Annotated in this window: 14 protein-coding genes; 7 read left to right on the forward strand and 7 right to left on the reverse strand. The window is 72.6% G+C overall.

What is annotated here, in order from left to right:
* Positions 1 to 129: 129 nt before the first annotated feature.
* The 3 genes from MID12_RS12650 to rpmB form a co-directional block, all read right to left on the reverse strand.
* Positions 130 to 654 carry a hypothetical protein gene (locus tag MID12_RS12650; protein WP_263167033.1) on the reverse strand — a complete coding sequence of 175 codons (525 nt, stop codon included), beginning with the start codon at positions 652 to 654 and terminating at the stop codon, positions 130 to 132.
* Positions 655 to 760: 106 nt separating this feature from the next.
* Complete coding sequence (rpsN, locus tag MID12_RS12655) at positions 761 to 1,066, reverse strand: 30S ribosomal protein S14 (RefSeq protein WP_040250040.1); 306 nt, start codon at positions 1,064 to 1,066, stop codon at positions 761 to 763.
* Entirely contained in the window at positions 1,066 to 1,302 is a 237-nt protein-coding gene (gene rpmB / locus MID12_RS12660) for a 50S ribosomal protein L28 (protein WP_263167034.1), read from the reverse strand. The genes rpsN and rpmB overlap by 1 nt, the downstream gene beginning before the upstream one ends.
* 119 nt (positions 1,303 to 1,421) lie before the next feature.
* Here rpmB and rpmG point away from each other — a divergent pair, with 119 nt between their 5' ends.
* The 4 genes from rpmG to rpsR all read left to right on the forward strand — a co-directional run bounded on the left by rpmG (position 1,422) and on the right by rpsR (position 3,467).
* On the forward strand, positions 1,422 to 1,586 hold the full coding sequence (rpmG, locus tag MID12_RS12665) for a 50S ribosomal protein L33 (RefSeq protein ID WP_040250045.1): 165 nt from the start codon (positions 1,422 to 1,424) through the stop codon (positions 1,584 to 1,586).
* Between the two features lie 247 nt (positions 1,587 to 1,833).
* Positions 1,834 to 2,088 (forward strand): type B 50S ribosomal protein L31, encoded by a 255-nt coding sequence (locus MID12_RS12670; RefSeq protein ID WP_040250046.1) that lies wholly within the window; start codon positions 1,834 to 1,836, stop codon positions 2,086 to 2,088.
* Complete coding sequence (locus tag MID12_RS12675; protein WP_263167038.1) at positions 2,088 to 3,224, forward strand: CobW family GTP-binding protein; 1,137 nt, start codon at positions 2,088 to 2,090, stop codon at positions 3,222 to 3,224. Before MID12_RS12670 ends, MID12_RS12675 begins: the two co-directional genes overlap by 1 nt.
* A gap of 3 nt (positions 3,225 to 3,227) precedes the next feature.
* Positions 3,228 to 3,467: a 30S ribosomal protein S18 gene (rpsR, locus tag MID12_RS12680; RefSeq protein ID WP_040250052.1), complete on the forward strand. Its 240-nt coding sequence runs from the start codon at positions 3,228 to 3,230 to the stop codon at positions 3,465 to 3,467.
* Positions 3,468 to 3,825: 358 nt separating this feature from the next.
* Here the strand turns inward: rpsR and MID12_RS12685 are convergent, their stop codons facing one another.
* Complete coding sequence (locus MID12_RS12685) at positions 3,826 to 4,695, reverse strand: SDR family NAD(P)-dependent oxidoreductase (protein WP_263167040.1); 870 nt, start codon at positions 4,693 to 4,695, stop codon at positions 3,826 to 3,828.
* An 86-nt stretch (positions 4,696 to 4,781) separates the two neighbouring features.
* On the opposite strand from MID12_RS12685, the gene MID12_RS12690 reads away from it, so the two are divergent.
* A complete protein-coding gene (locus MID12_RS12690) occupies positions 4,782 to 5,633 on the forward strand; it encodes a helix-turn-helix transcriptional regulator (RefSeq protein ID WP_263167042.1) in 852 nt (283 codons plus the stop codon).
* 79 nt (positions 5,634 to 5,712) lie between these two features.
* Here MID12_RS12690 and MID12_RS12695 read toward each other — a convergent pair whose 3' ends face one another.
* Positions 5,713 to 6,870, reverse strand: a complete 1,158-nt coding sequence (locus MID12_RS12695) for a DUF2786 domain-containing protein (RefSeq protein ID WP_263167045.1) — start codon at positions 6,868 to 6,870, stop codon at positions 5,713 to 5,715.
* A gap of 500 nt (positions 6,871 to 7,370) precedes the next feature.
* Here MID12_RS12695 and MID12_RS12700 point away from each other — a divergent pair, with 500 nt between their 5' ends.
* A complete protein-coding gene (locus MID12_RS12700) occupies positions 7,371 to 8,321 on the forward strand; it encodes an IS481 family transposase (protein ID WP_263167048.1) in 951 nt (316 codons plus the stop codon).
* A 143-nt stretch (positions 8,322 to 8,464) separates the two neighbouring features.
* Here MID12_RS12700 and MID12_RS12705 read toward each other — a convergent pair whose 3' ends face one another.
* Both MID12_RS12705 and MID12_RS12710 read right to left on the reverse strand, forming a co-directional pair.
* A complete protein-coding gene (locus MID12_RS12705) occupies positions 8,465 to 9,178 on the reverse strand; it encodes a hypothetical protein (protein ID WP_263167049.1) in 714 nt (237 codons plus the stop codon).
* 145 nt (positions 9,179 to 9,323) lie between these two features.
* Complete coding sequence (locus tag MID12_RS12710; protein ID WP_040250069.1) at positions 9,324 to 9,896, reverse strand: GNAT family N-acetyltransferase; 573 nt, start codon at positions 9,894 to 9,896, stop codon at positions 9,324 to 9,326.
* Positions 9,897 to 10,242: 346 nt separating this feature from the next.
* On the opposite strand from MID12_RS12710, the gene MID12_RS12715 reads away from it, so the two are divergent.
* On the forward strand, positions 10,243 to 11,976 hold the full coding sequence (locus MID12_RS12715) for a bifunctional 3'-5' exonuclease/DNA polymerase (RefSeq protein ID WP_263167051.1): 1,734 nt from the start codon (positions 10,243 to 10,245) through the stop codon (positions 11,974 to 11,976).
* The last annotated feature ends 58 nt before the right edge of the window (positions 11,977 to 12,034 follow it).

Consider the following 12,034-nt stretch of genomic DNA (forward strand, 5'->3'; position numbering starts at 1 on the left):
GTTGGCCAGCCCCCGGATGCCGCTGAACCGGCCCGAGCTGCCGAACTCGCGGAGCCGCCGGAGCTACCGGAACTTTCGAACCGGAGCCACCGGAGCTGCCGGCCGGAACCAGCGGACGTACGCCCCGGATCAGGAGGCGGGCACGGACGGGCTCGGCAGCCCGGTGGGCAGCCCGCCGCCCTCGGTCCGCTGGAAGGTCTCGGTGCCGGAGCCCTCCCAGGAGACGACGAGCTTCTTCTCGTCCACGGACTTCACATGGCCCTCGGAACGGTCGTCGTCGCCGGGCTTCTGGCACTTGAGCCGGATCATCTGCATCCCGGACTCCTCCCCCGCGGTGCCGCTGCACACGGAACCGCCGGTGGCGAAGAGCCCGGCCTGCTTGCCGGTGATCACCAGCGCCACGGCGTCGCCGCCCTTGCTGGAGAGCCAACTGCCGGTCAGGCCCTTGCCGTCGCCGGCACCCGCCTCGTCGCCCTCCTCGCCGGGCGCCTCGGACTGCTCGTCCGCGGGCGCGCTCGCCGAAGGGCTCTGCTTCTCCTTGTCCTTGGAGTCGTCCCCGTCCGAACTGTCGCTGCTGCAGCCGGTCAGTACGAGCGCGGCGGCCACCGGCACCGCGGCCGCGGCGATCCGTATGCGCTTGAGGACAGAGATCACGGGACTCCCCCAGACAGCTCGATCGGACGGGGACTCGTCCGACCTCGTTCGAGTGCGACGCCGCCCGCTTCTTGTTGAACGGCGTTCGACAGGACAGACCGGCAAGCTACCAGGAGGACTTGCGCACTCCGGGCAGGTATCCGGCGTGCGCTTGCTCACGCAGCTTCACCCGCGACAGGCCGAAGTCGCGCACATACCCGCGAGGACGCCCGTCGACGCTGTCGCGGTTGCGGACCCGGGTGGCGCTGGCATCGCGCGGCTGCGCCCGCAACTCCCGCTGCGCGGCGAGCCGTTCGGCCTCGGGGGTGGCGGGCCTGCGGATGATCTCCTTCAACTCCGCGCGGCGCGCGGCATGGCGGGCGACGATCTCGCGCCGCCGCTCGTTCTTCGCGATCTTGCTCTTCTTCGCCATCAGACCCGCACCCCCCGGGCGCGGATCCGCGCGACGGCCGCCTCGACGCCGATCGTGTCGACGGTCTTGATCGCCTTGGCGCTCAGCCGCAGCCGGACATGGCGGCCCTCACTGGGCAGCCAGTACCGCTTGCGCTGGATGTTCGGGTCGAAGCGGCGGCTGGTGCGCCGGTGCGAGTGCGAGATGCGGTTGCCGAAGCCGGGCTCGGCTCCGGTCAGCATGCAGTGCGCGGACACAGCGGGGACTCCTCTCGTACGGCCCCGGAACGGACCCGCGGGCCGGGCACGGGACGCCCGGACGCGAAGGCCCAGTTCCGAGGTGTTGAAAACGGGATTCATTTTCGTATACTAGCCCCATGGCACGCAACGACCTCCGCCCGGTCATCAAGCTCCGGTCCACGGCGGGCACCGGCTTCACCTACGTGACCCGCAAGAACCGCCGCAACAACCCCGACCGCCTGGTCCTGCGGAAGTTCGACCCCGTGGCCGGCCGCCACGTGGACTTCCGCGAGGAGCGCTGACGGCGACCTCAGGACCGCCGGAACTGCCGGGACCACCAGGTCCGGCGGTCCGGTGGGGCCGCACCAGGCGGCCGGAGCGACAGCAGGCGGTCGGCAACAGGCAGCAAGATCGCCGGGTCGGCCGCCGGAACACCCGGCAGCAGCGACGACAGGCCGTGCGCACAACGGGGTGCGCACAGCGCCCGCAGCCGTGAACAGCAAGCAGTGAGCAGTACGCAGTGAGCAGCAAGAAACGGAGGGCTACGAGATGAAGCCCGGAATCCACCCCGCGTACGGACCGGTCGTCTTCCGCGACCGCGCCGCGAACCACGCCTTCCTCACCCGGTCCACCGCCACCAGCGCGAAGACCGTCGAGTGGGAGGACGGCAACACCTACCCCGTCGTCGATGTCGAGATCTCGAACGTGAGCCACCCCTTCTACACGGGTACGGCACGCGTCCTCGACACCGCCGGACGCGTCGAGCGCTTCGAGCGCCGCTACGGCCGAGTCGAGCGCGGCTGATGAACAGCACGGGCCATCCGCCGGTCGTCGTGGTCGGCGGACTGCACGACGCGGCCCGCAGGGCGGCCGTGGAGCGGCTGCTCGCGACCGTCCCGGGCAGCGTCGTGCTCCACCACGACCTGGCCGGGGCGGCGGAACGCGGCACCGTGGCACGCACCGTCCGCGACGCGAACGGTCTCCTCTCCCAGGGCGAGACCCCGCTGCTCAACGACTGCGCCTGCTGCGCCCTGCGCGAGGACCTCGTCCCCGAACTGCGCACCCTGGGCGCCGGGACCCGCCTCGCCATCGTCGAACTCTGGGACTCCGTCGAGCCCAAGGCGATGGCCGAGGTCATCGCCGCCCACGAACTGCGCATCACCTCGGTGATCACCGCCGTCGACCCGGCCCTCGTCCTGCCGAGCCTCGGCAACGGCGACGACCTCGCCGAGGCCGGGCTCGCCGCCGCGGCCACCGACCAGCGCACCATTGCCGACACCTTCGCCCGGCAGCTGGAGTACGCCCCCGTCCTCGCCCTCCTGGACTCCCCCGAGGCCGACGACGAGGACCGCGCCCTGCTGGCCCAGCTCCACCCGACCGCCCACCAAGTCGCCATCGAGGACGGTGACTTGGCGGCCGCGGCCTTCCACGGCTTCGATGTGGACGCGGCAGCCGCGGCCCAGCACCCGGCCTGCGCCCTGCTCCCCGCCGAGGCCGAGGAGAGCGGCGTGAGCACCGTCGTCTGGCGCCAGTACCGCCCCTTCCACCCGCAGCGGCTGTACGCGGCCCTGGAGGACCTGACCTGCGCGGCGGCCCGCAGCCGCGGCCGGTTCTGGCTCGCCGACCGGCCCGACACCCTGCTGCACTGGGACGCCGCGGGCGGTGCCCTGTGCGTGGAGGGCGCGGGCCCCTGGCTGGCCTCGCTGCCGGACGCCGCCTGGGAGATGGTCCCGCCCGTCCGCCGGGCCGCCGCCGCCCTCGACTGGCACCCCGAGCACGGCGACCGCTGCCAGCACCTGGTCTTCACCTCGCCCGGACTCGACCGCGACGGCCTGCTGCGGGTGCTCGACTCCTGCCTGCTGACCGACGCCGAGTACGCCGCCGGGCCCGAGTCCTGGCAGTGCCTCGGCTCCGACTTCGACACCCTCCTGGAGATCTGACCCATGCCCCGCAGGCCCGCCGACCGCCGCGCCGTCAAGCCCCGCCCCAACCCGCTGGACCAAGCGGGCATCACGTACATCGACTACAAGGACACCGACCTGCTGCGGAAGTTCCTCAGCGACCGAGGCAAGATCCGATCCCGACGGGTCACCCGCATCTCCGCCCAGCAGCAGCGGCAGATGGCCCGCGCCATCAAGAACGCCCGGGAGATGGCCCTGCTGCCGTACTCCAGCTCGCGCTGAGCGAGTGAGCCGAAAGCCGTCACCGGCTAGCCCTGTGTGAGGTCATCGGCTCCCTTCCGTGGTCTGTCTCAACTCCCTCCTCCGAGGGGGGAGTTCCTCTGGCTGCGGCGGTACGCGTGGGTTTCGCGGGGTTCGGGCTCCGCGAGCGTGCCTGCCGCGGGTACGGCAGCCCGGACTGGCTCTGGCGACGTGGGGCGTTGCGGACCGGTCCGGGTTGCCGGCGTCTCTGGCGTCCGGGTTTGTCGACACCTCCGTCGCCGTGCCCCCGCTCTCCTTCGCCTCCTTTCCTCTCCTCGGGCTCTTCGCCTCTGGCGCATCGCCTCCGACCTCTCACCTCCACGCCCTCACCTCCGACCCCTCACCTCGCTCCGCCGTCGACGCTGAGGACGGCGCCGGTCACGAAGGAGGCACGGTCGCTGAGCAGCCAGGCGGCGGCCTCCGCGATCTCGGCGGGGTCGGCGGCCCTGCGCAGTGGGGTGCGCGCGATCAGGTGCTCGGTGAGGCCGGGTGACCGTGCCTCCCAGGACCGGATCATCTCGGTGGCCGTATGGCCCGGCGCGACGGCGTTGACGCGTATCCCCTCCGGGCCGTAGGTGACGGCGGCCGACTCGGTGAGGCTGTTGACGGCCCTCTTCATCGCGCCGTACGCGGGGAGTTCGGGGTTGGCGTGCAGGCTGCCGACCGAGGAGTTGTTGACGATCGCGCCGGTCCCGGCGGTGGACCGTATCGCGGCGACCTCGGCGGCCATCGCCAGCCAGACGGCCTTGAGGTTGACGGCGTAGACCTGGTCGAACTCGGCCTCCGGCAGCTGGTCCATGGGGCCGGGCCGCTGGAGGGTCGCCGCGTTGTTGAAGGCGAGGTCGAGCCGTCCGTACCGGTCCACCGCGTGGTCCACGGCGGCGCGCACCTGCTCCGGCTCGGCCAGATCGCACACCGTGAACTCCGCGGTACCGCCCGCCGCTCGTATCTCCCCGGTCACGGCCGCGAGTTCTTCCCGGGTCCGGGCCGCGAGCAGGACCCGGGCTCCCTCCCGGGCGAAGAGGCGGGCCGCCGCCGCCCCGATGCCGCGCCCGGCCCCGCTGACGAAGGCGACCTTGCCGGAGAGCAGCCCAGGGCCGCCCTCGGCGGTGACCGGCACGGGCGCGGCTCCGGAGACATCGACATCGTTGGACGCATTCTTCGTACTTGAGTGGTCAATAGCGCCATTGGCGTGCTTCACGGTGTTCATGGCGTACAGCTTGCGTCGATCGCCGAGGTCTATCCAGGGACTGTCAGTCCCTGGATAGACCTGGGACGGCCGCACACACTGAAGGCGTGGACAGACAAGAACTGGCGGCCTTCCTGCGCAGCCGTCGTGAGCGGATCAGCCCCACCGAGGTGGGCCTGCCCGCCGGGACGCGCCGCCGTACACCCGGGCTGCGCCGCGAGGAGGCCGCGCAGCTGGCCTTCATCTCCACGGAGTACTACACGCGCCTGGAGCAGGCCCGCGCCCCGCGACCGTCACGCGAGGTGCTCACCGGGCTCAGCCGCGCCCTGCGATTGAGCCCCGCCGAGCGCGACCATCTGCACCATCTCGCGGGCGCCCCGCCGGGCCCGCCGCCCGGACCCCCGCGCGAGGTCCGCCAGAGCCTCCTCGACCTGCTGCGACGCCTGCCGGGATCCGCTGCCTTCGTCACCTCGGCGACCCTGGAGGTGCTGGCCTGGAACGACCTCGCGGCGGCGCTCATGGAGGACTTCTCCGCGGTCCCGCCCCGGGAGCGCAACCTCGCCCGCCGGGCCTTCCTCGGCCCGCACCCCGAGGGCAGGACGCTGTACGGGGTGTCCGACCGGGCGGCGTTCGCCCGCCACGCGGCCCGGCGCCTGCGCGCCACCGCGGCCCGCTACCCGGACGACCCTCAGATGGCGGCCCTCATCACCGAACTCCGCTCCGGCAGCGAGGAGTTCGCCCGCCTCTGGGACGAGAAGGAGGTCTCCGCCGAGCCCACCCTGCGCAAGACCTTCCAGCATCCGCAGGTCGGCCCGGTCACGGTCAACTGCGACGCACTGGACATCACCGACCACGACCAGCAACTGGTCATCTACACCGCCGACCCCGGTTCCCCTTCCGAGGAGGCACTCCGCCTGCTCTCCGTCATCGGCACTCAGGAGATGGATGTACACCACTGAATCCGCCGGGCGGGCCCGGTCCGCGCGGCAAGCGCAGCACACACCCCGCGGCGGCCACCCGCCCCCACGGCGGCCCGGCTCAGCGGCCCGGCCGCCCCCGCTCGATCCGCTCCCGCCCTGGCCCCAGTGCCGCCCGGTCCGCGGCCTCCGCGCCCTCCTCCCAGCCCGCGAGGTCGTTCACGCCGCGTACCCGCGTACTGACCGTCTGCGGGAACAGTTCGTCCGTACGGCCCTGGACGGCGACCTCACGGGCGGCGAGGACCGGCAGGAACTCGCCGCTCTCGGAGGCGACTTGTTCGCTGACGGCGGTGAGCCGGTCGCCGATGCGGTGGGCGTAGGAGGCGAGGAAGGACTGGCGGAAGGACTTGGTGCGCTTGCGGCCGCCCTTGCGCTGGGCGGCCTCGGCGCGGGTCATCGCGGTGGTGGCCTGGACGAGCAGCGAGGTGTGGAGCAGTTCCACGGCCTCCAGGTCGGACTCGAAGCCGACGACGGTGGAGAAGCCGTAGCCGCTGTTCCACACGGCGCGGCAGCGGTTGGCCCGCGCCACCGCGTCGAGCAGCACCGCCTTCGCCGTCTCGTACGGGGCGTCCACGCCGATCCGGCAGGCGGACGGGACGTCCTTCGCGGGGCGGCGGGCGGCGAGCACCGCCTCGTCCACGCCCTGCCGGGCCATCAGCTCCTGCGCCTTGGCGCTGAGCGCCTCGGCCTCCTCGGGGTACGGGGTGGCCTCGGCCTTGGCGAGCAGGGCGCGTATCCGGGCGAGCATCTTCGGCTCCCCGGCCACCGGCGGCGGCAGCTTCTCGCCGGGGGCGGGGCCGACGGGTTCGATACGGGGCAGGGTCCCGAGGAAGCGGTACAGCTCCAGTGCCGCGGTGGCGGCCGAGAAGCGGTCCGGGGCGGGCGAGAACCCTGCCGAGGCGGCCTCGGCCTGCAGCTCGGCCAGCTGCTCCGGCCAGCGGTGCGGCAGCCCCTCGTACCCCGAGGTCTCCTCGCGCGCCAGCCGGTCGAGGAGCACCAGATGCACCCCGTCCAGGTCCCGGCGCACCAGTCGGGCGAGGTCGGCGGGCTGCCAGCCGCCGCGCCAGGTCTGGGTGAGGAACTCCCGTCCCCGCCGGTCGAGTTCGGGGTCCGCCGAGGGGTCGGCGGCGAGGAGGGAGGCACCGGTGTCGAGGGCGTCCTCGGAGTCGTTGCCCAGCGCGGCCTCGAAGGCACGGGTGACGGTGGCGTACGGGTTCACACCACCGATCGTCTCAGGCGGGCCGGGCCGGCCGGTCCGATCCGTGTGTGGGCCGAAGCAGCCGGTCGGGCTCAGGTCAGTGGGCCGAAGGGTGGGGGCGCGCCCCTGCCGTCGAACTCCAGGTTCTCCCGCCAGTCCAGGACCGGGAATGGGGACGGGGAGGGGGTCGAGGCTGGAGAGGGAGACGAGGTTGAGGACGGAGACGAGGCTGGGGAGGGGGACGGGGTTGCGGACGCGGCGTCGGATAGGGGTACGGACATGGCTGGCCCCCGGGTCGTCGTGCGGGCGCGCCGCCTCGACCGGCACGCCTCGCGCAGACCTCACGGCGGCCGGTCACGGGGTACGCGGCCCTGGTGAAGCCCACAGCAGATCAAGCCTGGGGGCGTACTGCCTAGCTGTATTGATCACGAGCGTTGTTAACGCTGGTGGGGCTTGATCACGGCGAAGGCCCCCGTGTGTGGTGGAGGTGTCGAATCTTCACCGAACGCACGGAGGTCTTCGTGTCCCACCGTAATGCCCGGCTGACCGTTCATGGCAGGCAGCTGCTCGTCGAACGTGTCGCGTCCGGCCGCCCGGTCGCTCATGTCGCTGCCGAGATGGGCATCTCGCGGGCGACCGCTCATAAATGGCTCCGGCGGTGGCGAGCCGAGGGCGAGCCGGGCCTGGCCGACCGCTCCAGCAAGCCCTTGACAACACCGCACCGCACTCCGGCCGCGATGGAGGGCCGCGTCTGTGACCTGCGCAGGTCCCGCAAGCTGGGACCCGCACGGATCGGTCCGGTCCTCGGCCTGCCCGCCTCGACCGTCCACCGGATACTGACCCGCCACCGGCTGAACCGTCTCGCCTGGATGGACCGGCCCACCGGCACGGTGATCCGCCGCTACGAACGCGAACGTCCCGGCGAGCTCGTCCACGTCGACGTCAAGAAACTGGGCCGGATCCCCGGCGGCGGCCACAAAGTGCACGGCCGCGAAGCCGGCCGGCCGATCCGCGGCATGGGCTTCGACTACCTCCACTCCGCAGTCGACGATCACTCCCGACTCGCCTACACCGAAGCCCATGGTGACGAGAAGGTCGCGACCTGCGCGGCCTTCCTGACCCGGGCCGCCGCATTCTTCGCCGACCACGGCATCACCCGCATCGAACGCGTGCTGACGGACAACGCCTGGGCCTACCGCAAGGGCCTGGCCTGGAAACGGGCCCTGGCCGACCTCGGCGCGAGCGGCAAACTCACCCGCGCCTACCGGCCCCAGACCAACGGCAAAGTCGAACGCTTCAACCGCACCCTCGCCGACGAATGGGCCTACCAATGGCCCTACACCTCCAACGACGAACGCACAGCAGCCCTGGCAGACTTCCTCCACACCTACAACCACCACCGCTGCCACACCGCACTCGGCGGCCAACCACCGATCAGCCGCGTCAACAACCCTGCGAGTCAATACACCTAGCGACCGGGTTCCAAGGCTTGGGCTGCGGATTATGCGCGGGCGACAACGGGGCGGGGCGGGGCAGGCGGTCGCCGTCCTCAGCTATGGACCGCCGCCCCCGACGGGAGATCGCCGTCCTCCGCGAGGAATCGCCGTCCTCGGGCTCAGGACCTTGGATCCGTGGAGGTCACGGGAGGGGCGGCGGCGGTAGGGCTCACGGAAGGAGCGGAGCCCATGGGGCCCGCGGAAGGGACGGGGGCCGTGGATACGGATTCCGCGGCGGTGGGAGCCCGGTCGAGTTCGGCGAGGATCCGCGCGTACCAGGCGTCGTCCTTCTCGGGCCACTGCCAGGGCAGGAGTTCGGCCACCATGGCGATCTCCTCGGCGGTGACGGCCACCGGCCGCTTCCGGAGACAGGCCACGAGGCTGTCGACGGCCAGCCGCCATTCACCGGCGAAATGCAACGAACGGCAGTTCTCCAGATCCTGCGCCGGGAGTCGGTCCGCGAGCTGTTCGAGGAGCTGCTTGCTCATGGCGATGAAGGCCAGTTCACGGCGCTTGACCTGCTCGTAGAAGGCGCGTTCCTCAGCGGTGGGGGCACGGAGCACGGCGAGCGGTGTGTAGCCCTTGAAGACGACGATCGAGCCGCCCTCTTCGGTCTCGCGCAGGCTCTCGGCAGGGTCGCTGGTGAGCCAGCCCAGCCACCTGCGCCGGTGCCCGGGATCGGGGAGGGGATCGGAAGCGGGATCAGGATCGGGATCAGGATCGGCGAGGGGTGCGGCCCCGGTCCCGGGACCGGGCTCGGCGTCGGGCTGTCCGGAGGTCTCCCCGGGCTCCTTCTCCTCCACACCGTGCTGTTCACTCCGCTGTTCAGACATGGACCGATGGTGAGGCGGCGGGCAGGGGACCCGCAACGGACTTATCACCGGCCCGGGACCAGGTCTCGGACGGCGACGGGGATGCCGCGGCCATCGGGGCCGCCGGTGTCTCCGAGGTCACCGGCGTCTCGGAGGGGCCTCACTGTCACCGCAGATCGAGCCGCATCAGCACCCGGGGGTGCCCCGCGAGCACCGAGTCGGTGTCGGCGGCGTGGGTGAACCCGGCGCGGGCGAAGTTCTTCCGGAGTCCGGCATAGGCCATGGTGAGGTCGACCCGGGCGTCGCCGTTGTCGAGGGGGTACGCCTCCACCACTGGGGCGCCTTGGGCGCGGGCGAAGTCGACCGCACCGGCGATCAGGGCGTGGGTGATCCCCTGCTTGCGGTGGCCGGGGCGGACGCGCACGCACCACAGCGACCAGACCGGCAGCTCGTCCACGTGCGGGATCTTCCGGCTGCGCGCGAAGGAGGTCTCCGCGCGCGGCGCCACCGCGGCCCAGCCGACCGGCTCGTCCCCGTCGTAGGCGAGCACGCCCGGCGGCGGTTCCGCGCGGCACAGTTCGGCGACGTACTCGCCGCGGGCCGGTCCGCGGAGCTCGTTGTTGAGCTTCGAGGGGATCCGGTAGCTGAGGCACCAGCAGACGTTGGCGCCGGGCGACTTCGGGCCGAGGACGGCACGTACGTCCTCGAATTCCGCAGCCGGGCGAACCTCGATGGCCATGGCACCACAGTGGCACGGCGCGGACGGCGCCGCCGCTCGGCTCCGGCGGCCCGGGGCGGGTGCACGCCGGAGCAGGGGCGCGGCACCGGACCCCGCCCCCTCGGACCGCCGGAGCAGGCACGGTACGGTGCCGCCCTCCCGGGCACTGACCGGCACCGGGCCACCACCGTCTCCAACCCCGACCATCCGACCCCGACCATCCGAAGCCCCACGCGGAAAATCAGCAACCGGTCCGGCCCCGAATCGCACGCGCCCGCCATCAGCCCCACCAGGCAAACAACCCATGTCGCATAAACCAGTCCGTGTCGTACGCCCCTTGTCAGACCCTCCTGTCACCATCGAACCCATGACCGAACGCTGGGCGCTCGCACCGGCCGAGGGCGGCGCCGTCGAGCTGGCGCCCCTCGGCCCGGACGGGCTGCCCGCCGGGCCGGTGCGCGAGGAGCCGGAGCTGGCCGCGGCGGTGCGCTCCCGGCCGGAGGTCGCCCGCTGGGTCTGGCGGTCGACGGCCGAGATCTATCCGCGGCTGCTCGACGCCGGGGTCCGGGTCGAGCGGTGCTACGACATAGAGGCCGCCGAGACCCTGCTCCTCGGCCACGAGGGCCGGCTCGGCGAGCCCCGGTCCGCGGCCGCCGCCCTGGCCCGGCTGCGCCGGGCACCCGTACCGCCGGATCCGCCGCAGCGGTCGGCCGAACCGGGTTCGCAGTCCTCGCTGTTCGAGCCGGGGCCGGTGCACGTACCGCTCGGTGCGCTCCTGGAGGTCTACGCCGAGCAGCAGCGGCGGCACGAGGCGGCCGAGCACCCCGAGCGGATGCGCCTGCTGACCGCGGCCGAGTCGGCGGGCATGCTGGTCGCCGCCGAGATGAACCGGTCCGGACTGCCGTGGAGTGCCGAGGTGCACCGCACGGTGCTGCGGGAACTGCTCGGCGAGCGGTACGCGGGCTGGGGCGCCCGGGGCGGCGGCACCGTGGAACCGCGCAAACTCGCCGAACTGGCCGAGGAGATCTCCCGCGCCTTCGGCCGCCGGGTGCGCCCCGACCTGCCCGCGGACGTCCTGAAGGCCTTCGCCCAGGCGGGGATCAAGGTGGCCTCGACCCGCCGCTGGGAGATCGCCTCCGTCGACCACCCGGCGGTGGAACCGCTGCTCGCCTACAAGAAGCTGTACCGGATCTGGGTCGCGCACGGCTGGTCCTGGCTCCAGGACTGGGTACGCGAGGGCCGCTTCCGCCCGGAGTACGTGCCCGGCGGCACCGTGACCGGGCGCTGGGTGACCCACGGCGGCGGGGCGCTGCAGATCCCGAAGGTCATCCGGCGGGCAGTGGTCGCCGACCCGGGCTGGCGTCTGGTGGTCGCCGACGCCGACCAGATGGAGCCCCGGGTGCTCGCCGCGATCTCCCGCGACCCGGGCCTGATGGAGGTCGCGGGGCGTCCCGGCGACCTCTACCAGGCGGTCTCCGACCGGGCGTTCTCCGGCGACCGCGAGAAGGCGAAACTCGCCGTGCTCGGCGCGGTCTACGGCCAGACCTCCGGCGACGGCCTGAAGAACCTGGCCCAGCTGCGCCGCCGCTTCCCCCGAGCCGTCGCCTACGTCGACGAGGCGGCGAAGGCGGGCGAGGAGGGCCGCCTGGTCCGCACCTGGCTCGGCCGCACCTGCCCGCCCGTGGCCGGCGCCGGCGAACAGGAGGAGGCGGGCATCCCGCAGGACCCCGGCACGGCGGCGGAGGCAGGCGAGGGCGCCGAACCCGACGCCGCCGAGGGCGAGTTCGTGCCCGGGTACGCCTCCACCAACTCGCGCGCCCGCGGCCGTTTCGCCCGCAACTTCGTCGTCCAGGGCAGCGCCGCCGAATGGGCCCTGCTCCTCCTCGCCGCCCTGCGCCGCACCTGCGCCGGGCTCCGCGCCGAACTCGTCTTCTTCCAGCACGACGAGGTCATCGTCCACTGCCCCGCCGAGGAGGCCGAGACCGTCCAGCGGGCGATCACCGAGGCAGCCGACCTCGCGGGCCGCCTGGCCTTCGGCGAGACACCCGTACGGTTCACCTTCACGACGGCGGTGGTGGAGTGCTACGCGGACGCGAAGTGAGAGTGAGGTGGAGGCGGGGCTGTTCGAGTGGGCCGAGTGGCCTTCTTAGCTTCGGCCG

This window comes from Streptomyces sp. SCSIO ZS0520 (genome assembly GCF_025643355.1).
Classification (GTDB): Bacteria; Actinomycetota; Actinomycetes; order Streptomycetales; family Streptomycetaceae; genus Streptomyces; species Streptomyces physcomitrii.